We start from the raw sequence: 24454 nt of genomic DNA on the forward strand, positions 1-24454 counted from the left end.
GGTGTAAATTGTATAAATCGTTATTGCTGCGCATTTGTTGTAAGTGAAGTAGTCGTGACGTGTTTCGTATTCTGTGCAAATAGAAATCCCTGAGCGGTTATCATGAATGATCAAGCTTCAATCGGTATTTCTACATTGTCAGAGAGTCACATCGATTTATTCAAAAAGGTTCCCCGTTGAAAGTCAGTCATTTACGCATAGGTACCCGCTTGGGTCTCGGTTTTGGTTTGGTCTTATTCATCGCTGTCCTTGCCTCGTGTTTCGCACTATGGTGCCTGCAGACAGTTGCCGCGGATACGCGACAGATGATGCAAGAACCCCTCACAAAAGAACGTCTCACCGAAGAATCGTATCGCATTACACTCGCTGGTCTCAAGCGCACCTTGGCGATGGCAAAGAGCAGTGACACATCGCTCAGTGACTATTTTGCCGATGACGCAAAGCGTTCTACAGCCCGCAATAGCGAGGTTCTCCAGTACCTTCAAACGCACATCAGTAATGCGGAAGAGCAGGCACTTTTCGATCAAATTGCGCCTTACCGCCAACGGTATATTGATGCACGTGATTTGATTAGCAAAGCGAAAAAAGAAGGAAGAATGCACGATGCAGAACAATTGCTCGAGGCATTTATTCCTGTCTCAGAAGCCTATCTGAAAACTCAAGCCGACTTTTTAGCTTATCAGAAACATCAAATCGATTTGTTTAGTCAGGGTGTTGACGCAACGGCGGCAAAAAGTATCCGACTCGTTGGCGCAATGATTATTTTGTTCATTGTCTGTGGAACGGCATGCGCTTGGTGGCTGACGCGTAGTATTACCCGACCAATTAACGATGCGGTGTCGTTAGCGCGATGTGTCGCGGGCGGCGACTTGACGAGCGTTATCACCGTAGAATCGACCGATGAAACAGGCCAGCTGATGCAGGCACTCAAAGAGATGAATGATGGGTTGCAGTCCATAGTCACCGAGGTACGGGATGGCGCGGATGTCATTGTGACCGCATCGACCGAAATCGCTTCGGGTAATTTAGATTTGTCATCGCGAACAGAAAGCCAAGCGAGTGCGTTGGAACAAACAGCCTCCTCGATGGAAGAGTTACACAGCACGATGCAGCACAATCTATCGCATGTCAAAGAAGCGAATCACTTAGCGAGTTCGGCTTCAGACGTTGCGGTGAAGGGCGGTGATATGGTCGCGAAAGTGGTTGATACGATGGGATCAATTCGTAGCTCCTCGCAAAAAATTGTCGATATTATTGCGGTGATCGATGGCATCGCGTTCCAAACAAATATCTTGGCACTCAATGCAGCAGTCGAAGCGGCACGTGCTGGAGATCAGGGGCGGGGATTCGCGGTTGTCGCCACCGAAGTGCGTAATTTAGCGCAGCGCTCAGCAAGTGCAGCCAAAGAAATTAAAGCCTTGATTACCGACTCCGTTGATAAAGTCGAAGAGGGCGGTACGCTTGTCGTTCAGGCTGGCGAGACGATGAAACAGATTGTTGATCGTGTGACACACGTTAATCGCATCATGAGCGATATTGTTCGTGTCACGATGGAACAGTCAACGGGAATTGATCAGGTGAATCAAGCAATCACCCAAATGGATGCCACGACCCAACAAAATGCCGCGTTAGTTGAACAGGCTGCAGCGGCCGCGCATAGTTTGAATGAACAAGCGACCGTGATGTCGCGCGCCGTTGGCGCTTTCAAGTTGCAGAATGGATCGCAAGTGGGGCATCCTATGACACGAATAGCAGGAACGGCTGAGACACGTCTTTCTTTGTCATATGCAGGTGACGATTAATACACGTCACGACGATAACGATGGTCCGCAATGAGTTGACCCATTGTGTCCTGTGAGAGGATGTGACATAGACTGCGGTGCACATCCTCTGCCATTCCTTTTAAACTGCCACATACCATGATCACGGCACCTTGCGCTACCCAGTCTCGTACGATTGATGTTTGTTCTTCTAAGGCATGCTGGACGTAATAGGGCGTGACTTGATCGCGTGAAAAACACACATTGATCTTACTTAGAACACCTGTACGTTGCCACGTGAAGATCTCTTCTTTAAAAAAGAAATCACGCGCTATCTGACGCTCACCAAAAAAGAGCCAATTGTTGTAACGTCCGTGTTCTGCTCTGGCTTTGAGATGCGCACGCAAACCAGCAATGCCTGTGCCATTACCAATCAAAATGAGCGGTCGCTCCTCAAGCGGGGTATGGAATTGTGCGTTGTCTCTGATGCGTAGTGCAATGCCATGTCCAATCGGCGCATATTCCGTAAGCCAGCCTGAACCAATGCCTAGACTGCCATCGGCACGACGCATTTGTCGAACCACGAGATCCAGATAGCCATCTTTGGGAATAGAGGCAATCGAATATTCGCGGTGTGGCAGGCGGTGGTCCGTTGACGACGATCCAAGTTCAGGGCTCTCCGGTCCGATCTCAGCGATATCCCCTGCTTGCCATTGGACGGTTTTATTCTTGGCCGAGGGTGATAAACGCAAATGATAGACAGGAGCGCCGAGGCTATCTAGGTTTAATAAATGCCGCTCACAGAGCGTCCACGTCTCATAGGCGGGTGCTTGCCAATCTGCTTGTTCAGTATGCCCACTCACGACACCAAGATGATGCTGCCAATGACGGAGCGCGGCATCATCGCCATTGTCGACCTCCACCAGATCAAATAAGCTCGTTGCTTGTTGATGCAATAGCCATTGTGCGAGGCGGTGACCAAACGCACAAAAGTGCCTGTAATGACGATCGCCCAACGCCAAAACCGCAAAGTGAAGCTGATCCAACTTGATTGACTTTGCCAACACCTGACGGGTAAAGACATCGGCGTTATCCGGCGCATCGCCTTCACCTGTTGTGCTAACAACAAAGAAGATGTGCCGATATTGTTGCAGATCATCAATGGACAATTGGTTTAACGTCTTGACGACGACGGACATTCCCCCTTGCCGTAATGCATGCGCGGTCTGGTGCGCAAGGCGTTCAGCGTAACCCGTCTGGCTGGCATAGGCGACACAGGTTACTGACTGGTTGCCAGAGAGCGTGTTGATGGACGCAGAAAGAGATGTTGCTTCTTTATCTTGCTGATATTGCAGGTAGCGATAGAGACAAAAACTGACGTACGTGAGCACAATCAGCAAAGGTAATAGGCAGTCTGCGATGTGAGTAAGATCATCATGGTAGTAGAGACATACCAAGCTGATGGGAAACAAAACGATGGATGTCCAGCGACTCAGATCGGTGATCGCCTGCTGTGAGAAAAGACGTCGTTTCATACCTTATTCATCCAACATGGCGAGGAGCGCATGACTCCGTATTTCCGAGAACGTGTGATCGGTTTGCAGTACAAACAGCGCCGCAATATTGTGCTCATTGGCGTAGGCAAGCGCACGCTGATCACCCATCACGGTAAATGCAGTGGCAAGGGCATCGGCGACCATGCATTCAGGATGAAGTACCGATACTGAAACCAGGTTATTCAGCACCGGATAACCCGTGCTGGAATCAATGGTGTGGGCATAGCGCCGTCCATCAACATCAATGAACTGACGATAATTACCTGACGTGGCAATCGACAGATCATGCAGCGCGACGAGATGCTCCGATACATCATCCGTGGATGGTGCGTCTGGTTGTTCGATGCGTACCCACCAAGGAGACTGGTCCTGACGGATGCCGCGTCCACGAAGTTCCCCGCCCACTTCAATCAAGTAGCTGGGCACGTGTTGCGCCTCTAAAAAACGGGCTAACTGATCGACGGCGTATCCTTTGGCAATCGATGAGAGATCGAGTGTTAAGCCGCCCGGCTGCCATAAACGTCTCTCATGACGATCAAATTGAAGATCCCGCCACCCAGGTCCTGACATCGCCTGCGAGATGTGATCTTGATTGGGTAACGATGACGGACGTGGCTGGGGACCGAAACCCCAAAGATTGACCAATTTACCCGCAGCGGGATCATACGCCCCCGTTGTCTGACGTGCCAAATAAATCGCATAATCAAGCACCTGACAGCATTCTTCTGGAAGCTCTTGCCACGTGTTAGGAGGGGCCTGATTATAGCGACACAAATCCGATTGGCTATCCCACGTGCTCATTTGTCGATTCACTTGATCGAGTTTTTCTTGCAAACCTTGCTGCAGAAAATCGATCGATATACCTTGGTGACCAATGAGTTGCACAGACCACGTCGTCCCCATGGTACTGCCTTGTAGATGACACTGTCGTGCATCGGAAGGCAGTGCGTCGGGTTCGGTGATCTGTGTCGGGATATAAACGTGGCGCATGCGTGCTGGATCTGGATTACTTATTGAGGCAATACTTCGAGTGTCACGTTGTAGCTGACAGTCCGTGATGTTGCTGGTTGTGCCGCGTGCTGGTCATCTTTTGCTTCTGCTTGCAGATAGTAGAGACCTGCGTTTTTCCAGGTAATACTGACGATGCCGTTGCTATCGGTCACAAGCTGTTGATTTTCTGTCGCTTGGCGATAGCGTTTGCCACCTGGGATCAGTTCGACAGGGAGGTTAGCTGCAGGCTTGCCGTCCAGCATAAATCGGAATCGGGCCGTTTCGCCAGCCATCAAATCGTTAGGATGCGTGATGAAATCAAGCTCGAGACCCTTGCCAGAGAGGGACATCGATTGACCACCAGGCTTACCATTCGTGACCACCGTCTCGACGCGGCTGATACGCTCGCTGACTTGCAAATCCGTTGCTGTTGCAGGGATCTCTTTACTCAGATTTGCAGCAGCGCCGCGCCAGCGCTTTTGCTCGCCTTGATCTTTGTAGGAAGCGAATAAATTCTGATTCAAGATATCGAGCTTATAGCTGCCTTGTTGCTTGAGTTGCAGTTCAAAGCTATTGCGGAAGCGGCTATGCGTGATGTTTTCAGCAGGGACGATGCTGCCGTCAGGTGCGGTCACTTGGAGATTATCCAATGGCAGTGCCATGTGATCAAATTCAAAGACATTCGCGGCTGCCGCAGCATCAACCATAATCCATGGCGAGGTACCCGAGACGATGGTCGAGGTCGGAACGAGGAAGGGATGATGGGCATGGGCTGAAAAACTCAGTCCAGCCATCGCCGCAACGACGATTGTTTTACGTAAAAACGATAGAGAAAAGTATGTCATCGCTACTTCCTTTATTTAATGTTGAGTGAAATCATACCAAGTTCGGTATTCCCTTTTGCTTGCAGGCTTTGCTCGCCTTTTGCTTGCCAGTGGAAAGGAATCTTCACTACTTCGCGTCCGCCATCTTCACGCGCTGCTTCGACGAGGAGTTGATAGTCGCCCGCAGGCAGTGTCGCCAGGGCACCTTTGTCACCAGCAAAGCTCAGACTGTGCTCGCCTGTCGTCCGTGTCGCGCCACTGATACCATCGACAGGCATCGTTAACTCACGACCACTACGACGCCACCATTGGCGTAGATCTTTGAGGTATTTGGTCCCTTCGTTATTGCGCTTTTTCATGTCGTACCAAACCGCCAAATTACCGGCGAAGGTTTGATCCGGCTTTTCGATCCAGATGGCCACGTAGGGTTTGTGGTATTCCGCGACATTGAGTCGTGGTACTTCAATTTTTAGTGTCATATCGGCGGCGAGCGCTTCCACAGCTGGCGCGGCGAGCAAGCTACTGATAGCGAAAGGGAGTAGTTTTTGCATACAAAGTCCTTGTAATCGTGAAACAACAATAACGAATCAATGAATAAAAATGAGTGCGAGCACGAAAGGAAGTGTCACGCCGAATAGCACCAAGGGCCACGTCGAGGGACGATTGGTCGCATGCATCTTGAGTAAGAAGAAGCCAGTCACACAAAAAATCAGACAGAGCACAGCGAAGCCATCAAGTAGATAGTTCCACACAATGCCGGTGTTGCGACCTTTGTGCAGATCATTGAAATAGGCGATCCAACCATTGTCGGTTAATTCATATTCAATCGTGCCGTCGTCAAGGGCGATGCGAACCCAAGCATCACCACCAGGACGCGGTAGTGCCACGTACACCTCTTCTGGCGACCATTCAGGACGTTGTTGATCGACGCGGATGGCTAGTTGCGATTGAAGCCATTGCCGAACGTCTTCCGGTAAGGTATCGGTGCGATGCGTATTTCCAGTTGCTGTTATCGACACTGCCGATGTCGGCGCAGTTTGTGTCTGCGTGTCACTATGGGTCTGGATTTGTGTGAGCTCATGCAATAGCGACACAGGGAGGTGATCTGTTTTTTTGATGACGTGTGCATGGCCCCCAATCTGTCCTGCATGATTGAGCGTGATTCCACTGAGCGCAAACAACAGCATCGCTGTGAGACACAATGCCGAGCTAATCCAATGCCATTGGTGGAGTTGGCGCAGCCAGAAGGCACGCCGTTGTGGGTGTGGATAGGTCGCGTTGCCGTTGAGGGGGCTGGGCGTTGTCATGGGTAAAAATCACAGTTGCAAATGATAATGATTCGCAATTATACATTTGAATTGGCGATCACTGTAAAGATTTACACTTCGTTGCTTTTCTCCCCCGCTTTTGTTGAAAAGCTCAACATTGACGCAGTTGGTGTTGGTTGATGCGCAGTTCGCAATGTATCAAACGCTGATTTAATGAGAAAATAAGGCAATCAAGTAACAAAATTCAATGGATACTGTACCGGATGCTTAAGGAGTGTAGTGTGGTAGTAGATCAACAATGCCCTTTACCGAATAACGAAACGCAGCGCGTGGCGGCTGTTCGGTCTTATCATATTCTTGACACAGCACCGTCACTCGAATTTGAGGCACTCACGCGCATTGCATCCCATACTTTTGACATGCCGATTGCTGTCGTCGCCATGATGGACAAAGAGCGCTTATGGTTCAAATCCAAACTGGGTTTAGAGGTGGAGCAGTTGGACCGGAAGGTCGCCTTTTGTGCGCACACAATCATGTCCCCTAAAGAACCTTTAATCGTGCACGATTTGCTTGAAGATGACCGGTTTATGGCGAATCCATTGGTGGCTAATGCTCCTCATTTGCGATTCTATGCAGGCGTTCCGCTTGTGGATGAGCATGACCTAGTCCTTGGAACCATTGCTGTCATCGATTCAAAACCACGTACCTTCACGGCATTACAAAAAGAGACGCTATGTGATTTTGCTGTTCTCGTTATGACGGCATTGCAAAGCCACCGTAATGCGGTTGAGCTCAAAGAATTAGCGATGACCGATTATTTAACAGGGATCCCTAATCGTGCCAAGTTTGATAGCGTGAACGCCGCTGAAATGGCTCGTGCAATAAGTACGGGTACCCACTACAGCCTCATCTGCATGGACCTCAATGGGTTTAAACAAGTCAATGATCAATTCGGCCATCCGGCGGGTGATGAAGTACTGTACGAAGTTGCCCATCGACTGACGCAGCAAACGCATGAGGGGGATTTGTTGGCGCGATTAGGAGGTGATGAATTTGCGATCGTCGCTCGGTGTTGCAATGAAGAAGAAGCGAAGGCAATTGCTAAGCGTATCGATAATGTGATCCGTCTCCCGATTTCATTGTCCAACGGCGTGCACGTCAACGTCGGGATTTCAATTGGCACTGCAACCTCGTCGTCTGCATGCACTGACGCCAATACCCTATTAGCGCTCGCTGATAAGGCACTTTATCTAAAAAAGCAGATGTAAGCGCTCGTTGACGTTGAACATCCTGCGATGAAAAAAACCATTTTCGATTTTTTTAACAATTGTTTTCAAATCGAAATGGTTTTTTTTTGACGTGATCCATTGATTGGGCACCTGAAAATTCACCCATCGCAATGTGTCTGATCAAAATTAATTTCGCTTAAATTGAATCAAAATAGAGATAACTTCACGCATCCATTTTTCAATATTTGTGTAAGAGAAATTATTTGAAATAGACCCTGTTCTCGATAACAGACATTGTGGCACCTCCCGAGCTGATGATGCGGTTTTTCAGGTCTTGCGATACAGAAATAATGTGCTAGAGTGCGCGGAAAAATGTCTACTCGGAGAGATAACAATGCTCGATGCGATCCCTGATGAAGTTACTGCTTGTGCGTCATTAACACCAAGCGACATTGAGCTGATTCATGTCATAGAGACTCTCATCATCGTATTAAGAAAATATGAGTTCTCTCTCTGCTTTGTCGGTAAAGAAGAAAATCGATCCCATGCGACGATCGCGATCGCTAACGATATCTCGCATCGTTTACATGGCACGTCACAAGCCGCAGGGAGGGTTGAGAGCTTATTTAACCACTACGTAGCTGCGCCCCATGAGGTCGTCAAATGGGAAGATGTAGGGCGAATTCCTGAGGTGGGAAGCGCCATGAATGAAATTTTGAAGAAGACCATTGACGATGTCGTTGTTGCCGCTAACTCGGGCGCTATTTCTCGCGATCGTGCAATCGGTACAGTCAATGGCATTACGTCGATTCTTTTTCAAACGGGGGCGATCAGTCTTAGCCTGACACAAACGATTAATAACGAAGTAAAAAAACGAATCAAGAAAAAGTTTTTCTTGTTTGAAAAAAATTAAATCTTGTAGGGAGTCAATTGGAAGAATTGACTCAAAAAGCGTCATGGGCCATGACGCTTTTTTTATCACTATTCAAACGCCGTCTATTTGCTGGAATGGCGCATTCCAAGTAGGACAATCTAACACTTGGCGCAGCTTCTTCAGGAAGCGGAGTAAGTCCAGTGGTCTTTCAATCGTAGGCGAAAAGCCGAAACGGGCCATATGCTCAAGGTCAAATTCTCCACTCGCTCCTAAGGTAATCAAGTATTGCAACATGAGATAGGCTTTTGGGTGGATGAGCGCTATTTTGGGTTGCTCATCGATGGGCGAGATCATTGTGTTGATGGAAAAGTGCACGTCCGGGAAAATCTTATTTATTTGCTTTTTCAAAAAACTCTCAGTAACAACGTCGTCATCCGTTGCTGAATAAATTAATACGTATTCATGGGGAGCGATTTCAGACGGTAATTGCTTGATAGAAGAATACGCCTCGTCAATTTTTGCGTATAAATCCGGACTAATGATAAGCATAATGAAATCTCACAGAGTGCGAGTTAATAGGTGATGAAGTAAAGAGTCGCGCCACTAACAGTGATTTACACCTCTGATGACGAGGTGTCGTGTCAGGTATGCCTTCTTGTTTATCGTAATCAAATAGTCGTCCTAAGACATGTCTCTTCTGCACGCATAAAAATCCTTGTTCATTTCCGCAACAAGTTGCAATACCATCCAGCGATTCAGTTGATCGGTAGCGTCAATGTACAAGCAATAGCTACATGCTGAATATTGTCCTTTGGTGCAAAACAAGGAAAAAGTAGAAATAATTTCAAAAGAAAAGTGGATTTTGTTGTCGTTCAATCGACATTCACGATAGATCAACGATAACTTTTTGTTTTTATTGCATCTCGGTCGATATGGGCATGACGTGATTGCACCAAAGTGCAATAGCTTTTTTGATTGTCCATCGCTATTCTCGCGGCACCTGTTTTTGCGTCACACCTCCATTCCTTCAAGTGATTTTCATCGCTTCTCATGATCTGTTTTTTATGTTCTGTCATTCATCAAAAAGCGATTGATTGTCTTTTAAAAATATCCCAAAAAAGAGGTGGATCGCGTTGACGTTTATATTTTTTATGTGAAGAGATAACGCTCGTTATCAGCGACGATCATCGCGCTTCGATATAGCGATTTTCTGCAAAAAAATCACAGAAAATTTATCGAACTGAGATATTTGGAATGACAAATTTCTTTGATGAATCCAATAATGATTTTCAATATAAATCGTGTTTTATTTTTGCAGTTGTTAACGCTCTTAAGCTAATCACAAAATGTAAAAAAAGTATGCGTGATTTATTGTGCATATGTATTTACGTATGCACAAAAAATTTCAACAAAAATTAAAAAAATAAAATAAACATCATAGAAATACCAATTTATAGCGATACAAAAATCATTTGAAATAGATGAATATTTCGATATTGATGGTCGAAAAACAAAGGTTTCTATGAAGAGAAAAACTTATCCTGTTTATGATCCTGCGAAAAAACGTTCAACCGAAACATTCGAAGAATACATAGTCAGATTTTTTAGAGAAACAAAGGAAGTGCAGGAGCTTCGCTCGAAATTAGATATCCCTGATGCTTATTTGTCGATGGATTCTCACAGTGTGTCGTAGCTAAATGAAACTCAACGTAATGAAGGATTTATCATGTACCAATTGAACTATGATCCAAATGCATTAGTTAATAGTGTTATCTGCACGCTTCATCTCAAAAACGATTTTCATTTGAGTAAAGTCCTTGGCATCTCACCATCAACAATTGCGCGTATTCGCTATTTTCAATTACCCGTCAGTGCAAGCATTCTGGTTCGCTTACATCAAGAGACCGGACTCAGTGTGAAAGAGCTGCGTGCGATGATGGGCGATGAGCGGAAGTTTTTTGAACGTATTGATTTAACGACATGTACAAAGATTCTCAGCCCAGCACATAAAAAGCTGGATGCGAAATACGCTGGCATGGAGAATTTTGTTGGATCGACCCGTTTAAATTAAAAAGCGGAAGTAAGCTTTTTTAGTTTGATATTCTTAGCCAACGACGATCGGTACTGATTCAAATGAATTGCGTCCGATTGTCGTTGAGTGCTAAGAATAATTATTTGTCGAGTGTGATTGGTCGTAGATAATACAATTTTTCTCATTTCTTTTTTCGCACGCACGAACTGATGGAGCGCGAAACTAATCGTCTTTTCGATTGATGTCGAATTTCTTTCAATTATTGATATTGATATTGATATTTTTATTTGTATTTTTATTGACGTTTTTATCTGTGAAAACGCAGGCAAAAAACTAAATGTAAATAATTTTCAACAGAAATAAAGAATTGACATAATTTAACGCGGAAGTTGATGTGAACGAGCGCAAAATATTACGCTGAAAAAAAAGTGCACTCTGTCCTGATAACTTCATCTTGATCGTGACAGGTTGCTAATGCTACCTCAAGAGAAACCGACAAATGAGCATCTCCGTTTCAATTATTGAAGACGATCAGAATATCGTAGATCAGTTAATCACTATCTTCGGTGCATCGAGCTTATGTCGAATACAGGGCATTGCTGTCAACGGTGAAGCAGCACAGCAACTCATTGTGAGTCATCCCACTGATGTCTTTTTAGTCGATTTAGGACTTCCAGATGCCGATGGTGTTGATCTTGTCGAGCAAATTAAACGTCATGATCCTCACGCACATATTTTGGTGCTGAGCACTTTCGGCGATGCCAAACATATCACGCGTAGTATTGCGGCGGGTGCGAGAGGCTATCTGCTGAAAGATGAAATCAACAACGACTTGATTAAAAAAATTGTCGCCTTGCATAACGGCGGTTCGCCACTAAGTCCGGCTGTTGGTAGAGTGATTGTGGACTCTCTCAGTAATCAAACACCTGGTTCAGTATGTCAGGTACCGGAGGCTAATGTAGCCGAGATGTATCAACTTAGCCCAAATGAAGTGGTGACCTTCAAACATTTGTGTGCTGGATTGCCGATTACCACTATTGCGGCAATGATGTGTATCTCCCCCCACACGGTAAATCAATACCTTCGCCATCTATACAGAAAATTGAATGTCCACTCGAGAGCGATGGCAGTAGCTAAAGCGCAAAAGATTGGCTTTAATTATGAGCATTAGATCTTGTTCATATTTGGTGATTGCATTATGTTTTTCCGCTGCAGTGATTCTGTTAAGCGGTATCGATTTTTTACCGCAGTTAAATATTCAGCCAGTCAAACAAGCATGGCAATGGAATGGTAGGAACGCAGACGATGCTGTGCAGTTTGCCTCGCTGAATAAACAAGCATCGGACATGCAGCGGGAACAACAAATGCCCATTGTATTACCGTACTACGCTCGAAAAAAAATCCCAGCAGATGCCGACGTGTTGGCTTACTCTTTTTTAATTAACGCTGATCACTCGTATCATTGCGCCCAGACGGCCACCATTGAAAATCTAGCCAAGCCTTGCGTCTCTATTTTTTTTCCTCAGTTACATCAGGGCGCAATTGTCATCTTAAATGGAAAACGCATCGTTAGCGTCGCGATGATGGCATTGGAAACGAGATATCGGTGGATCGACCCTGTGACTATCGATCTTCCGCAAGAAGCGATGCATCGTGATGGAACTCCCGATGTGCTCACCATTATTCAACCGAATATCCATACAACGGTGGTGATTCCAACTCCCTTCTATGGCAAGCCAGAAGATGTATCGCTACTTCATTCCCTCATGTATTTTTTGGGAATTACGTTGTGTAATGCTAATAATGTCTTTTGTTTGCTCTTTGGCGTCTTGATGTTCAGAGTGTGGTTTGCATCGCGTTCAGAGACTGTTTTTTTGTATGCAGGTGGTGCGGCTTGTTTTTGGGCACTTCTTTTTATTTTTAGTAACTGGGCAGCATTGCCTTCACCCTTGCATCCATTTTGGCGCTCGCTCGTCTATCTTTGTTTGGCGGGATTATCGTTGTCTGCAACGATGTATATTCTGACCTATATCAATAGCCGCCCGCCCAAAAAGCTATTGATCTCTTTACTTCTGTTTGGACTCGTTCCGCCAGTGGTGATTCTATGGATGGGGATCAAGAGTGAGCCGTATCTGGATCTCTACTGGGGGCTTCCTTATTATGGTTTATACGCTTTCGCTTTCTATAAATTGTTACGTTATTCGCTCACGACGTCGAAAGGCGTGAGAGGATTTTTGATGCTTGTTTGCACGGTTGCTTTGTTAGTGATCGTCCACGATTATGCGGTTTCCATTGGGGCATTTTTTAACAAGCCGTATTTGTTCGAAAAATGGTCATGGGCGATCTTATTGGTGGAGCCCATTTTTTTCTCACAAGTCGCATTACCAATCATCTTGTTCCTGATGCTAGGTGTTTTGCTGAGACAGTACCGTGAAAAATTGACGTTAATTCAAACTGCAAACCAACGCCTGGAGCAAGCCTTAAAACGGCGCGAAGCGGAACTGGAAGTGGGGTATCAACAGCGTAACCGGCTACTCAAGGATGAATCCGCCAGAATGGAAAGAGAACGGATTTACCAAGATGTCCATGATGGTCTTGGTAGTGTATTAGTTGCTGCGATTTTTCGTGTGAAATCCGGAGAGTTTGATCGAGCGAGTATTGTCTCACTCTTAAAAGATTGTATTGATAACATGCGGCGTATTGTGAATGGTCTAGCGGATGAGACAGAAAGTGTTCAGTCCATGCTATTTGATTATTGTATGCAGGTCGAATCATTTTTGCAGGTTTCTAAGATTCAAATTCATTACGATATTTCTACGGGACCGGAAATTTGCTTGTTAAGAAATGTTCAAACAAACCTATTTCGATGCGTGCAGGAGGCTGTTTCCAACGCACTGAAACACGCGAACTGCAATCATCTTTATATTTCTCTCAATCAAACGGATACCCACTTACACCTACTGATTAGAGATGATGGATGCGGATTTGTACTCAAAGAAAAACTTGATAATACGAACGCATCTCAATGGGATCCACAGATTCGTGCAGGTTTAGGTTTGCCTGGTATCCGTAATCGGGTAAGGCGAATTGGTGGTCAGTTAAAATTTGAATCAGTGCCTAACTTCGGCACCATGATCACAATTGATCTCCCTTTAAGTCAACCGGCAACACGTCCAGAATTGACGAGTAACGTCGACCAAACACCTGAATTGGTTGACTGACACACCGTAGTTTTTTCTCACTATCCCCCTCTTGTCACTCCTTACTCTATATGCATCGACGATGCATGTCAGCCTTCGCCTCATGGACCGCTAACTTTGTACATCTTTTCGCTCTTTATGTCGTCGCATACTTAAATAGGTAGGTGAAATTACCATTTCAGGTAATTGAAACGTTTATTTTCTAACCATAGAATGATATGTGTTCAAAAATAAAGATCATTTTTTATGAAAAAGTTGACGGTAAAAGTGATGTTGGAGCGGTAGGTTTTAGATGATCAACAAAGCGTGTTTCCATGCTTGTCTACGTGTGCTTTGTTGTGTTGGTACGTGTTGCATTGATTAGCTCTAAAAGGGCTGGTGTATGCGGTTTCAAAATTGCTTCTGTAGCAAAGCATGATGAGATTGGTCGATTGGCTTCATTCATAGAAATAAATGAGCGTTGAATCGCTTGGCATCAACCTGAGAGAAACACCGACATAAAAATCGGAAACTTCGCCGACAATATTTTTCTCATCGTTCATGTCAACCACATTCAAATGTCGTCACATGTCGCAAAGGTCAGTTTCTATTTTTTGAAAGAGCATCATGCTGAGGTTTTACTCACTCCTTGAATCGAGTACCTTCCCTGTCGATCAATTATATGGTGGGCAGCAATTGTCTGTCATTGAAAAAAGTAATTGTACCCCGTTCTCTTTGGTTGATATCTCCGAACAAGCACGATCAAAAAATGCGATTTACTGGGGTGTTTCTCCCTGGGTTGAAAAATGTTTCGGGAAAATTGTCACGATTCCAGATGGCATTTCTACGCCGGTTTCTTTGGATGATATGAAAGAATTACTGCAGTACGCAGACCTCGACAAAGCGAAAATTATTATTGATTGGTACGGCGAAAAAAGCTCATTCACTAGCCCATTGAGAGATGAAAAATCGATCCTTCTCGTCAAGCTAGAAAAGCTAGCGTACATCAATAAAATTGAGGGAAGCGAGTACAAGTTTCTTCTTGGTCCCGGTGTCACCGCGGAGAAGATGAATCATTATTTTAACGAGCATCAAATACCGCTGGAATCACCCATCAATTTTCGTGGTGCATCGACGATTTATGAGTTTTATTTAAACTACCTTGATTTTCCAGAAGATAATATTTATCTCGATGCCGGTTTCTTTTTATACCTTCGTGTCGAAACGTTAGAGGGCAAATTTATTGTTGAAGAATTTAATTTAAATAACAAAAAAAATCAGAAAGACAAGATACGTGAATTACTGTTATCAGCTGGTGCGCCGATTGGGATTATCTCGGGCATTGGTATTGATTTCAGATCATTTGTGAAGAACTACCGACCAGAAACGAAACGCGTTTTCCAAGAATTGAAAAATACAAAAATAGATCCACAGGCATTAAGCATTACGCACAAAGACGAAAGTATCAACTTTAGTAAAGATGCGACGATTGACTTACTGAAGAAAGAATTTAAATTAACCGAACGTGAATCGTTCGTATGTTGTCTCTTGTTAGAGGGACATGGTGACAAAGCGATTTCTAATAAATTAAATATCAGCTATTGGACGGTCAGAACGCACGTCAATAAAATATTAGAAAAGCTCGCCATCTCTTCCAGACTAGAGATCGCTTTTAAAGTGTTAGAGCTGTATAAAACAATTTGATGCGCCGTGAAGGTGATAGGGTGCTGCGCATTCGATTACCACGGTGTCGTCACAAAGCGATCAACTAAAAAATCCAGAAACGCTCTTACCGCCGGCCGTAAATGCTTACGTGACGGATAGAGCGCGTACACTCCCATGTCAGGTACTTTCCATTCAGGGAGGACAACCTGAAGGCGACCAGATGCGATATGTGGATTGGCTAAATACGTCGGTTGTAACGCGATTCCACCATCGGCTAATGCGGCTTGCATCAACGCAGTCGCTTCATTGGCGCTCAAGCGACTTGAGACACTGACTTCTACCTGTTCATCGCCTCGCGTCATTTTCCAGATCGTTTTTCCGAAATTGGCATAGCTGAGGTATTGATGCTTGTGAAGGTCGTTTGGCGATTGCGGCGTACCATGGCGACGCAGATAACCTGGGGAAGCGACGAGAACCGAGGCGCAAGGGGCAAGGAGCCGGCCGATGAGCGCAGGATCAGGCGCTGCGCTGATGCGTATGGCGAGATCAATCCGCGCTTCGACGAGATTTAATGCACCTTCACTCGCATTGAGATCTATTTTGAGTTGCGGGTGGTGCTTTAAAAAATCCACAATGGCTGCTGCAATCTGTGCATAGGCAAGAGAGACGCTGCAGGTCATTCTGAGCTGACCACGTAGTTCACCTTCTTGACCACAGGTTTCTTCTTCCACGTTTTCCATTAACGCCAACATTTGTTGGCTACGGCGCAGACAGTGTTCACCTGCCTCTGTGAGCGTGACACTTCTTGTTGTCCGCTGTAGTAATCGTGCGTCTAACCAGCGTTCTAGTTCACCAACGTATCTGGTCACCATTGCACGTGACATATCGAGTTTGTCGGCGGTGGCACTAAAACTGCCACTTTGAGCGACTTCCACAAAGACCTGCATCGCAGTCAATCGATCCATGATTTGCTTGATTTAAGAAATAGTGATGTGCCTATTATGGCATTTATTTGCCTGATTTTTGCAACTATAGTGTGATTCATCGTGATCGACGTGATCACACTTTTAGTAAATTCTGAGGAGAACAGCATGTTACGTCAATTGATTATTTCTACTTCGTTAGCGATGAGTGTTCAGGCAGTGCAAGCGGAGCCAGTGCAACAAGACCAACAAGGACACCAAGCAACGCCACCGTTAACTTTGAAAGTGTATAACGCCGATGCGCGTAGCTTTAATACGAACTCAACCCTGGTCATGGGTGACAAAGAGGCTGTTGTGATCGACGCGGGCTTTACACGAGCAGATGCCTTGCGAATTGCTGCGAATGTGCTTGATAGCGGCAAACAATTAACAACAATCTATGTCAGTCAGGCTGATCCTGATTACTATTTTGGTGTCGAAACCTTAAAAAGCATTTTTCCACAGGCGGACGTTGTGACGACGCAGGCGGTGTTAGCGAAGCTCGCGCCGAAGGTCGCTGGTAAGCTGGCATTTTGGGGTCCCAAAATGGGCACGAATGCGCCACAACACCCTGTGATGCCGCGTGTCTTAACCGAGGATAAGCTGATGATCGAAGGACAAACGATCGAAATTCGTGGTACGACGGGCTTGCTGGCACATCGACCTTATGCATGGATTCCTTCGATCAAAGCGATTGTCGGTAACATCGGCGTGTTTGGGCACATGCATGTGTGGACTGCTGATACCCAAACTGTCGCGGAGCGCGCAGCGTGGGTGTCGCAATTGGACGAGATGGCTGCACTGCATCCTGCCATCGTCGTCCCAGGTCATATGCAGCAAGGAACGGCCATGGATGCCTCAACGATTCGCTTTACGAGCGATTACCTGAAAACATTCGACAAAAATCTTGCAGTTAGCGCCGATAGCGCAACGCTGATCAAGTCGATGCATCAGGCCTATCCTCAGATAACGGACGGCGAGATTTCGCTTGATATTGGTGCTAAAGTCAACAAAGGCGAAATGAAATGGTAAGTTGACGTATCGCATGCCGATCCCGCGACAAAGACGATAGGGAGGGGCATGTGGCGCTTCTACGCGGGGGCACTTACTGTATCGTCATGACTTTTGTATTTTTGAGTGGACAATGAACACGATTACACTGACTTATTTATTTGATCCATTATGTGGCTGGTGCTACGGTGCTTCACCTGCCTTGCATCAATTTGCGCAGCAAGAGGGCGTTATGCTCCAGTTGTTGCCCACAGGTTTATTTGCGGGAGCGAACGGTCGCACGATGGATGCCGCATTTGCGGACTACGCTTGGTCAAATGATGTCCGGATAGAAAAGATGACTGGACAGCGTTTTACACAACACTATCGTACACAAGTGTTGGGGCAAGTGGGAAAACGTTTTGACTCCGCGTTAGCAACGTTGGCGTTAACGGCGGTTTCTTTGACGACACCAGAACGTGAGCTAGACGCCTTGACGCAACTGCAAGAAGCACGCTATGTACATGGATTAGACATCACTGATATGGCTGTCGTTAAAAGCAGACTGCGAGAGATGGGACTCGATGAAGCGGCGACACGCGTAAGCAGCGAGGATCCAGAACTGTATGTGCGAAATCAGGAACGATTACAGCAAGCTCAAAATTTGCTCAAGATCCATCGTATTTCCGGTGTTCCTCAAGTTGTTCTGACCGACCACCAAGGGAGTCGTTTATTAAGTGGCCAGATCCTATTCCAATCGCCGGTACAGGTCGCCGCGTTATTGAGCGCGTAGGCGTCGATTGGTTTGACGAACGGCGGGTACCCATCCCTGACGCCACCAGCGTGCACACATGATCAGCCCACGCGTCCACTCATCGAGCGCGTAGGCGATCCAGATACCTGGTAAGCCGAGGTGAAAGTACACGCCAAAAAGCCAAGAGCCACCGGTCATCACCACTACCATGGAAACAATGCCGGCGGCCACCGGAAAACGAGCATCGCCCGTTGCCCGCAACGCATTGATCACGACGAGATTGAATGCACGTCCCGGTTCCAATAACACGGTAATCCACAGCAGTGTCGTGCAGGTCGAGATAATGGCAGGGTCGTGCGTAAAAAAGTGCATCAACCAGGGTGATGAGATCGCAACGAGTAATGCCACTGATGTAGAAACAAAAGTCGCCAATCGAAGACTTTTGCTGACAAGCTTGTGGGCCCGACCCAGCTCACGTGCGCCAATCAAGTGGCCCACCATGATTTCGCAAGAAAAACCGACAGCGAGGCTAAAGACTAAAATAAAGAACGAAATTTGTGTCGTGTAGCTATGGGCTGCTAGCGCATTGGCTCCCATGCTTGCGGTCATCGATACGGTCGCCAGCAAGGCGAGTCGGTAAGCAATATTTTCTGCAGCTCCAGGTAAGCCAATATGCAAGGCAGCTGCTAACAGGTCGCGGCGTAATTGCCACCAATCTTTGAGTCGAGGAACGAGGTGCAGACGCCAACGCCACAGGGTCAGATGCAACGCAATGCCAAACAGTCGACTTAATGCAGCAGCAACAGCAAAGCCAATGATGCCCATCGGTGGGAAAGGTCCCCAGCCCCCCATCAGCGGTACGGACAGCATTAAGTGAAAGACGTGCATCAGGATCATCGTGAAAAGCGTATCCGCAGTAAACATATGGGCTCGCATCACTGAGCCCATGCATGCATTAAAAGCATCCAAGAGTAAGACGAGCGCAAGCATCCGTAGATACGGGTCTGCAATCGAGAGCACATCGTCTGGGGCATTGAGTAGTCGCAGCAAGACACCGGCTAATCCCAGTAACATTCCGCCAGCACCAATCCCAATCCATGTGCTTGCCCCGAGCGCAGCGCGCGCCATATCATCGGCGGCTTGACGGTTACCAGCCCCCAAGTTTTGTGTGATGACGACACTCGCCCCCATGCCGATGATCCGGAAAAGCAGGAAAAATGTCGCCTGTACTTGATTTGCCAGACCAAATGCTGCCGAGGCGGTATCTGAAACTTTCGATGCGAGCCACAAGCCTACGAGACCAACAAAAATCCCTAACACCAATTCAGCAAGCAGCGGTCCAGTAATGGCAATCAGACGCGGATGGTTGCTGGTTGACGCGGAAGGTGGCGAACGGCGGGATGGACGAAGGGAGGCACGTGGCATGAAAAAAACGGCTTTCAAAGAAACGGAGACATAGTCGGTAGCGTCACTCAGAACGCTGACCGTTTATGTTACCTCACTTTGAACGCACATTGATACGAGACGATAGGATCTGCTCTTTAAACACGAAAGATCGACCCCTCATGATGCTTCGATCATGCATCGATCCTCTTCGTCTCGTTGGTGTGCTATTTACACTGCGCGAGTGCAAACAGAGAGAGTGTGACGACGATCGCGCCGCCAATCCGTGTCGAAATTTGCGCAAATGGCATCAGCTGCATACGATTCGCTGCCGTCAAAATAGCGACATCGCCAGTGCCACCTTGGCCACTATGGCAGGCGTTGACGATGGCAGCCTCGATAGGATACATCTTCAGACGACGACCAACAAAAAATCCCGTTACCATCAAACTGGCGACGGTCGAAATAATGGTAATAAGATTCGTGATATTGAATGCTGCGACCAGTTTGTCCCACGGTGTCATCGATGCGCCAATTGCAAACAACAATGGATAAGTGACGGCTGTGGAGAAGAATTTGTACACGACAAACGATGCCTGCTCTAACTGCGGAGAAACAGCGCGCGATAATTTAAAGATCACCGCCACAAACAGCATGGCAACGGGTGCTGGAAAATCAAATATCTTAAAACACATTAACCCCACCATGTACAGCGAAATGGCAGTGATGCCAGCCGCAGCGATATGGGGAATATCGACACCGGCTGGAATACCTTCTTCGGTCATTGTGAATTCCGCGTGTTCACCCTCTTGCAAGCGTCCTTCGCCAGTGAGATGAGGATATTTTTTTCCGAGAAAATTTAATCCTCCTGCGAACAAAATTGCCGTCAGGCTGCCCAACATTACCGAGGGAAGTACTTGTGCAAAGACGTCGCCTTGCGCTTGACCGAGAATGCCAGCGTACCCGATTGACAGCGGAATAGCACCTTCACCAACGCCACCCGCCATAATCGGCACTACGATATAAAAGAAGGTGTGGAAGGCACCTAGACCAAGTGCCGAGCCAACGAGCGTACCGACCAGCGCCGCAACGACCGTCCCTGCCGCGAGCGGGATAAAGATTTTAAGAAAGCCCTGAACCAGAATGGTTCTGTCCATACTCAAAATACTGCCGACGATAATCGACGCAATAAAGAGGTATAAAAAGTTCGTGCTTTTCGTAAAGTCGACGACGTTTTTCAGAACGAGATCTGGTAGCAGGTGACTAAACGCGAGGTAGGACGGGATAAACGTCGCAAAAATGGCAGCCGCGCCAATGTGTCGGAAAATAGGGAGTCGTTTGCCGAACTCTGCGCAAGTGAACCCGCCAAGAGCGAGGATGGCGATCGAGACCGAGATGTCTGTTGGTATTTTCCCTTTGGAAATAAAGCCAACGATCAATGCCAGCAGCAAGCAGTAAATCGGCAAAGGGATCACGCCGATTCGGTATTCCATGAGTTGCCACCATGCTTGTGGCCATTGATATTTGCGTTCAGGCGCCGTCACCAGCGGTGTTGCTGTCGATGCTTTCATCTTGTCTCCAGTTGTTGTTACTTTTGCAGTTTTTTTACTATTTTTTTTGATAATAAAGCGCGATTTGCATCACTCTTTCTGCGATCCTGGGGGAATGTAACGCAAACAACCCTTCAAAATGCCTTCAGCGAACAGATCATCAACAAGAAGACGCGGATGACAAGGGGATCAAAAATGATTACCCTTACGGACATGAAATTACTTTTGGTTGAAGATAATCGTGAGCTCTCCGCGTGGCTGACGAAACTATTGACGCAGTCGGGATATGCCGTGGAGCAAGCATTTTCTGGCGAAGAGGCGTCGCATTTTTTATTGACGCAGAGCTATGAAGCAATTTTGCTCGATCTGACCCTGCCCGGCATGACCGGACAGACTTTGCTCCGGAATCTGCGGACGAAGCAAAATGAGGTGCCGGTATTGATCATTAGTGCGCTTGATACGCTCAATGATGTGGTTGAAAACCTCAATCTAGGTGCCGACGACTATATTGCGAAACCATTTGATATTCAGGAATTGGAAGCGCGATTGCGGTCGTTATTACGTCGCTCGAAAGGAAAAGCGAGTCCGTTAATCAGTTGCGGTGGGCTCACTTATAACACCAATTCCAAGCTGTTCAGTGCGCAAGGTCACGACCTGAACTTGACGCCCCGGGAGCATGCCATCTTAGAAGCCATGATCAGAAATGCGCACACGACGGTCTCAAAGATTCATCTGACCGATAGTTTATTCACGCTCGATGATAGCGTCTCACCCAAAGCCTTGGAAATTTATATTGTCCGTCTGAGAAAAAAAATTGAAGGATCTGGCGCGCAAATCATTACCTTGCGGGGCCTTGGCTATATGTTGACCTATGAAGCACAGACTCAATAGCGTCAGAACGCAGCTGGCGCTGTGGATTTTCTTGCCCGTGGTACTCATTTCGGCGCTGGATTTGCTGATGGGCTACCGTGACGCAGATCGGGTTGCCACGCTCGTACAAGAGCAATTACTGAAAGGCTCTGCAAAAACAATTTCAGAGCAACTCGAAAAGGTCGATGATCACTACGAAATCAGCCTCCCGCCGGCCGCATTTGAGTTATTCGCCAACGATTACCGAGATCATATTTACTTTACTGTCCGTACTGATGATGGTCGACTCGTTGCTGGTAATGAGGAATTACTGCCTTATACCGGTCAATTACAGCTTGAGCAGGGACACTATTACCTCTCTACGATCCGGGGCGAGGCGGTACGCGTCATCGCGTATGAGCAAACACTCGCGAACGGGGTCGGTAACGAAACGAGTGTGACCCAAGTTGCACAAACATTGAATAGCCACCATGCCTTGCGAGGAAGTTTATTTGGCCGCACGGTCCGAGAGCATCTCATCCTCTTGGTGATCATCTTGCTAGGACTGACTATTGGCATGCGCTGGATGATGCAGCCGCTTGTCCAGTTTGGACGTCGCTTAATGCAACGTCCGACCGGATCGCTAGAGAGTTTGTCAGACAACGATGCACCGAGTGAGTTGCAACCGGTTATTTTTGCGATCAATGATTATGTACATCGCCTGAACAAAACGCTTGGGTCCTATGAGCAATTTGTCGCCAATACGGCGCACCAATTGCGCACGTCGTTCTCGATTATCCAAACGCAAGTTGATTTCGCAAAGCGTCACGCCACCGATGATCCGCAGGTGCAGCAGGTCTTGGGCGATATGAAGAGTACAATTGCACAAGGCAGTAAAGTCATTAATCAATTATTGATCTTAGCAGCGGCGGAGCAAAATCAGGCAAATGCCCATGGCGGTAAATTGATCAAAGTGGCCGAGGTCGTGAAACAAGTCGTCGTCGATATGGCACTTCTTGCGCAGCAAAAGGATCTCGATCTGGGGATCGATGCGGTCGATGACAGCCTCTTGCTTCGCGCTAACCCGTATTTGTTGCGAGAGCTAATCGCTAATGTCGTGGATAATGCCATCCAGCATATTCCAGCGGGTGGCATGATAACGTTGTCCTTGACCAAAGAAAACGAAAATGCGTTGTTGATGGTTGTTGATAATGGTCCTGGTATTGCGCCCGCATATCGCGACAAAGTCTTTGAGCGATTTTACCGGATTGATGAAACAAAATCGCATAGTTCGGGTCTTGGCTTGTCTATTGCAAAAAGTATTTGCGATGCGTTTTCCGCGACGATTACCCTCAATGCGCCACCACAGGGTAGTGGCTTACAAGTCGAAATTCGATTGCCATTGGAGCACGATCTCGCACGAGAACACCCCAACAGTGAAGGTTAATGCAATGGGTATTTTATTGGTATCTGGAGACTGTATGAGGTCGTTGAGGAGTGTGTTTTTGTCTTCCATGAAGGCGATGATGAAGGCATCAAGGATGCTGCTGTTGTCAAAGAAGCGTTTCACGGCGTTACTTGTCGCATTGCTGACCGCGACGGCAGAAAGTGCCCATGCCGACCAAAAAATCAGCATCATCGTTGCCGGTATTGAAAAGCAGATTTATCTACCCGTGAAGCTGGCAGAGCAACTGGGCTATTTTTCGCAAGCGGGCCTCGATGTGGAGCTATTGACTGACCGTAATGGCATCAACGCCGAAACGCAACTGCTTTCCGGTGCGGTACAAGGTGTAGTGGGATTTTATGACCATACGATCAACTTGCAGGCGAGAGGAAAACTCGTCAAATCCGTTATTCTGCTGACACAAACACCCGGCGAGGCGGTATTGGTCTCAGAGAGTGCATCGAGAAACATTACCTCGATTGCGCAACTGAGCGGGAACGCCTTTGGTGTCACGGGTCTTGGTTCGTCAACCAACCTTCTTATTCGATACCTTGCCCAGCAAGCCGGCATAAAGGCGACGGCAATCAATATTGTGCCTGTCGGTGCGGGGGATAATTTTATTGCGGCCTTGAGTCAGGGACGTGTTCAAGCGGGAATAACGACTGATCCGACTATTTCGCGACTGACATCTTCTGGACGGGCGATGGTCTTACTGGATTTACGTAACATCAAAGAAACGCGATCAGCATTGGGAGGCCTGTATCCGGCCGCCAGTCTGTACATGCCAAACGCATGGGTGGCGACTCACCGCGATGAGGTTCAAAAAATGGTCACTGCCATAGGTAAAGCGTTGACCTATATCCAGACACATACCGCAGCCGAGATTGCCGAACAAATGCCAGTCTCTTTTTATGCGAACGATAAAGAGAGTTATGTCGTCGCGTTAAAAAATAGCAAAGAAATGTTCACGACTGACGGTAAAATGCCCGATGGTGGTCCTGAAACCGTACTCAATGTGATTAAAGATTTTGATAAAAATCTCAAAGGAAAGCACATTAATTTGCAAAACACTTTTACGAACGAGTTTATGAGTTCCACGCGTTAATCGTCTAAGATAAGGTATCTTGGATAATGCTGGGGATGAT

At 46.9% G+C, this 24454-nt stretch carries 21 protein-coding genes; 12 read left to right on the forward strand and 9 right to left on the reverse strand.

Going from position 1 to position 24454, the window contains the following annotated elements:
• Positions 1-176 precede the first annotated feature (176 nt).
• Positions 177-1802: a methyl-accepting chemotaxis protein gene (locus ACO0K2_RS02900; RefSeq protein ID WP_423015543.1), complete on the forward strand. Its 1626-nt coding sequence runs from the start codon at positions 177-179 to the stop codon at positions 1800-1802.
• On the opposite strand, the gene ACO0K2_RS02905 is transcribed toward ACO0K2_RS02900, so the two are convergent.
• Genes ACO0K2_RS02905 through ACO0K2_RS02925 form a run of 5 tightly spaced genes read right to left on the reverse strand, consistent with a single transcriptional unit; the run spans position 1799 to position 6437 of the window.
• Positions 1799-3295, reverse strand: a complete 1497-nt coding sequence (locus ACO0K2_RS02905) for a sulfite reductase subunit alpha (protein WP_423015545.1) — start codon at positions 3293-3295, stop codon at positions 1799-1801. The genes ACO0K2_RS02900 and ACO0K2_RS02905 overlap by 4 nt on opposite strands.
• A gap of 3 nt (positions 3296-3298) precedes the next feature.
• Positions 3299-4306, reverse strand: coding sequence for an FAD:protein FMN transferase (locus ACO0K2_RS02910; RefSeq protein ID WP_423015547.1), 1008 nt, complete (start codon positions 4304-4306; stop codon positions 3299-3301).
• Positions 4307-4326: 20 nt separating this feature from the next.
• Positions 4327-5151, reverse strand: coding sequence for a DUF4198 domain-containing protein (locus ACO0K2_RS02915; RefSeq protein ID WP_423015549.1), 825 nt, complete (start codon positions 5149-5151; stop codon positions 4327-4329).
• Between the two features lie 11 nt (positions 5152-5162).
• Positions 5163-5681 (reverse strand): DUF2271 domain-containing protein, encoded by a 519-nt coding sequence (locus ACO0K2_RS02920; RefSeq protein WP_423015551.1) that lies wholly within the window; start codon positions 5679-5681, stop codon positions 5163-5165.
• Positions 5682-5717: 36 nt separating this feature from the next.
• Positions 5718-6437: a PepSY-associated TM helix domain-containing protein gene (locus ACO0K2_RS02925; protein ID WP_423015553.1), complete on the reverse strand. Its 720-nt coding sequence runs from the start codon at positions 6435-6437 to the stop codon at positions 5718-5720.
• 242 nt (positions 6438-6679) lie between these two features.
• Between ACO0K2_RS02925 and ACO0K2_RS02930 the strand changes: the two genes are divergently transcribed.
• Together ACO0K2_RS02930 and ACO0K2_RS02935 are read left to right on the forward strand one after the other, a co-directional pair.
• Positions 6680-7666 carry a GGDEF domain-containing protein gene (locus tag ACO0K2_RS02930; RefSeq protein WP_423015555.1) on the forward strand — a complete coding sequence of 329 codons (987 nt, stop codon included), beginning with the start codon at positions 6680-6682 and terminating at the stop codon, positions 7664-7666.
• 355 nt (positions 7667-8021) lie between these two features.
• Positions 8022-8540: a hypothetical protein gene (locus ACO0K2_RS02935; protein WP_423015557.1), complete on the forward strand. Its 519-nt coding sequence runs from the start codon at positions 8022-8024 to the stop codon at positions 8538-8540.
• A 72-nt stretch (positions 8541-8612) separates the two neighbouring features.
• On the opposite strand, the gene ACO0K2_RS02940 is transcribed toward ACO0K2_RS02935, so the two are convergent.
• Positions 8613-9050 (reverse strand): hypothetical protein, encoded by a 438-nt coding sequence (locus tag ACO0K2_RS02940; protein ID WP_423015559.1) that lies wholly within the window; start codon positions 9048-9050, stop codon positions 8613-8615.
• Between the two features lie 1177 nt (positions 9051-10227).
• Here ACO0K2_RS02940 and ACO0K2_RS02945 point away from each other — a divergent pair.
• The 4 genes from ACO0K2_RS02945 to ACO0K2_RS02960 all read left to right on the forward strand — a co-directional run bounded on the left by ACO0K2_RS02945 (position 10228) and on the right by ACO0K2_RS02960 (position 15416).
• The gene (locus ACO0K2_RS02945; protein ID WP_423015561.1) at positions 10228-10572 is read left to right on the forward strand and encodes a helix-turn-helix domain-containing protein; all 345 of its coding nucleotides are present in this window, start codon (positions 10228-10230) and stop codon (positions 10570-10572) included.
• A 460-nt stretch (positions 10573-11032) separates the two neighbouring features.
• Positions 11033-11704 carry a response regulator gene (locus ACO0K2_RS02950; protein ID WP_423015563.1) on the forward strand — a complete coding sequence of 224 codons (672 nt, stop codon included), beginning with the start codon at positions 11033-11035 and terminating at the stop codon, positions 11702-11704.
• On the forward strand, positions 11694-13754 hold the full coding sequence (locus tag ACO0K2_RS02955) for a sensor histidine kinase (protein ID WP_423015565.1): 2061 nt from the start codon (positions 11694-11696) through the stop codon (positions 13752-13754). Before ACO0K2_RS02950 ends, ACO0K2_RS02955 begins: the two co-directional genes overlap by 11 nt.
• Before the next feature lie 585 nt (positions 13755-14339).
• Positions 14340-15416: a helix-turn-helix transcriptional regulator gene (locus tag ACO0K2_RS02960; protein WP_423015567.1), complete on the forward strand. Its 1077-nt coding sequence runs from the start codon at positions 14340-14342 to the stop codon at positions 15414-15416.
• 35 nt (positions 15417-15451) lie between these two features.
• Here the strand turns inward: ACO0K2_RS02960 and ACO0K2_RS02965 are convergent, their stop codons facing one another.
• The gene (locus tag ACO0K2_RS02965; RefSeq protein WP_423015569.1) at positions 15452-16342 is read right to left on the reverse strand and encodes a LysR family transcriptional regulator; all 891 of its coding nucleotides are present in this window, start codon (positions 16340-16342) and stop codon (positions 15452-15454) included.
• A gap of 126 nt (positions 16343-16468) precedes the next feature.
• On the opposite strand from ACO0K2_RS02965, the gene ACO0K2_RS02970 reads away from it, so the two are divergent.
• Positions 16469-17371, forward strand: a complete 903-nt coding sequence (locus tag ACO0K2_RS02970) for an MBL fold metallo-hydrolase (RefSeq protein ID WP_423015571.1) — start codon at positions 16469-16471, stop codon at positions 17369-17371.
• Positions 17372-17483: 112 nt separating this feature from the next.
• Positions 17484-18122, forward strand: a complete 639-nt coding sequence (locus tag ACO0K2_RS02975) for a DsbA family protein (protein WP_423015573.1) — start codon at positions 17484-17486, stop codon at positions 18120-18122.
• Here the strand turns inward: ACO0K2_RS02975 and ACO0K2_RS02980 are convergent.
• Both ACO0K2_RS02980 and ACO0K2_RS02985 read right to left on the reverse strand, forming a co-directional pair.
• Entirely contained in the window at positions 18108-19508 is a 1401-nt protein-coding gene (locus ACO0K2_RS02980; RefSeq protein WP_423015575.1) for an MATE family efflux transporter, read from the reverse strand. The two genes, ACO0K2_RS02975 and ACO0K2_RS02980, sit on opposite strands and share 15 nt — an antisense overlap.
• 185 nt (positions 19509-19693) lie before the next feature.
• Positions 19694-21037 (reverse strand): 2-hydroxycarboxylate transporter family protein, encoded by a 1344-nt coding sequence (locus ACO0K2_RS02985; protein WP_423015577.1) that lies wholly within the window; start codon positions 21035-21037, stop codon positions 19694-19696.
• A 174-nt stretch (positions 21038-21211) separates the two neighbouring features.
• Here ACO0K2_RS02985 and ACO0K2_RS02990 point away from each other — a divergent pair, with 174 nt between their 5' ends.
• The 3 genes from ACO0K2_RS02990 to ACO0K2_RS03000 all read left to right on the forward strand — a co-directional run bounded on the left by ACO0K2_RS02990 (position 21212) and on the right by ACO0K2_RS03000 (position 24414).
• Positions 21212-21907 (forward strand): response regulator, encoded by a 696-nt coding sequence (locus tag ACO0K2_RS02990; protein WP_423015579.1) that lies wholly within the window; start codon positions 21212-21214, stop codon positions 21905-21907.
• A complete protein-coding gene (locus tag ACO0K2_RS02995) occupies positions 21888-23312 on the forward strand; it encodes a sensor histidine kinase (RefSeq protein WP_423015581.1) in 1425 nt (474 codons plus the stop codon). The genes ACO0K2_RS02990 and ACO0K2_RS02995 overlap by 20 nt, the downstream gene beginning before the upstream one ends.
• A gap of 67 nt (positions 23313-23379) precedes the next feature.
• Positions 23380-24414 (forward strand): ABC transporter substrate-binding protein, encoded by a 1035-nt coding sequence (locus ACO0K2_RS03000; protein WP_423016151.1) that lies wholly within the window; start codon positions 23380-23382, stop codon positions 24412-24414.
• Positions 24415-24454 lie beyond the last annotated feature (40 nt).

This window comes from Undibacterium sp. MH2W (genome assembly GCF_049340215.1).
Classification (GTDB): Bacteria; Pseudomonadota; Gammaproteobacteria; order Burkholderiales; family Burkholderiaceae_D; genus Undibacterium.

Bases quoted from the DNA above. Each gene is read 5' to 3' on its own strand.
- ACO0K2_RS02950 (WP_423015563.1), top strand. From the start codon at position 11,033: ATGAGCATCTCCGTTTCAATTATTGAAGACGATCAGAATATCGTAGAT.
- ACO0K2_RS02975 (WP_423015573.1), top strand. From the start codon at position 17,484: ATGAACACGATTACACTGACTTATTTATTTGATCCATTATGTGGCTGG.
- ACO0K2_RS02965 (WP_423015569.1), bottom strand. From the start codon at position 16,342: ATGGATCGATTGACTGCGATGCAGGTCTTTGTGGAAGTCGCTCAAAGT.
- ACO0K2_RS02960 (WP_423015567.1), top strand. From the start codon at position 14,340: ATGCTGAGGTTTTACTCACTCCTTGAATCGAGTACCTTCCCTGTCGAT.
- ACO0K2_RS02995 (WP_423015581.1), top strand. From the start codon at position 21,888: ATGAAGCACAGACTCAATAGCGTCAGAACGCAGCTGGCGCTGTGGATT.
- ACO0K2_RS03000 (WP_423016151.1), top strand. From the start codon at position 23,380: ATGAAGGCGATGATGAAGGCATCAAGGATGCTGCTGTTGTCAAAGAAG.
- ACO0K2_RS02905 (WP_423015545.1), bottom strand. From the start codon at position 3,295: ATGAAACGACGTCTTTTCTCACAGCAGGCGATCACCGATCTGAGTCGC.
- ACO0K2_RS02940 (WP_423015559.1), bottom strand. From the start codon at position 9,050: ATGCTTATCATTAGTCCGGATTTATACGCAAAAATTGACGAGGCGTAT.
- ACO0K2_RS02915 (WP_423015549.1), bottom strand. From the start codon at position 5,151: ATGACATACTTTTCTCTATCGTTTTTACGTAAAACAATCGTCGTTGCG.
- ACO0K2_RS02925 (WP_423015553.1), bottom strand. From the start codon at position 6,437: ATGACAACGCCCAGCCCCCTCAACGGCAACGCGACCTATCCACACCCA.
- ACO0K2_RS02985 (WP_423015577.1), bottom strand. From the start codon at position 21,037: ATGAAAGCATCGACAGCAACACCGCTGGTGACGGCGCCTGAACGCAAA.
- ACO0K2_RS02920 (WP_423015551.1), bottom strand. From the start codon at position 5,681: ATGCAAAAACTACTCCCTTTCGCTATCAGTAGCTTGCTCGCCGCGCCA.
- ACO0K2_RS02955 (WP_423015565.1), top strand. From the start codon at position 11,694: ATGAGCATTAGATCTTGTTCATATTTGGTGATTGCATTATGTTTTTCC.
- ACO0K2_RS02935 (WP_423015557.1), top strand. From the start codon at position 8,022: ATGCTCGATGCGATCCCTGATGAAGTTACTGCTTGTGCGTCATTAACA.
- ACO0K2_RS02970 (WP_423015571.1), top strand. From the start codon at position 16,469: ATGTTACGTCAATTGATTATTTCTACTTCGTTAGCGATGAGTGTTCAG.
- ACO0K2_RS02980 (WP_423015575.1), bottom strand. From the start codon at position 19,508: ATGCCACGTGCCTCCCTTCGTCCATCCCGCCGTTCGCCACCTTCCGCG.
- ACO0K2_RS02910 (WP_423015547.1), bottom strand. From the start codon at position 4,306: ATGCGCCACGTTTATATCCCGACACAGATCACCGAACCCGACGCACTG.
- ACO0K2_RS02945 (WP_423015561.1), top strand. From the start codon at position 10,228: ATGTACCAATTGAACTATGATCCAAATGCATTAGTTAATAGTGTTATC.
- ACO0K2_RS02990 (WP_423015579.1), top strand. From the start codon at position 21,212: ATGATTACCCTTACGGACATGAAATTACTTTTGGTTGAAGATAATCGT.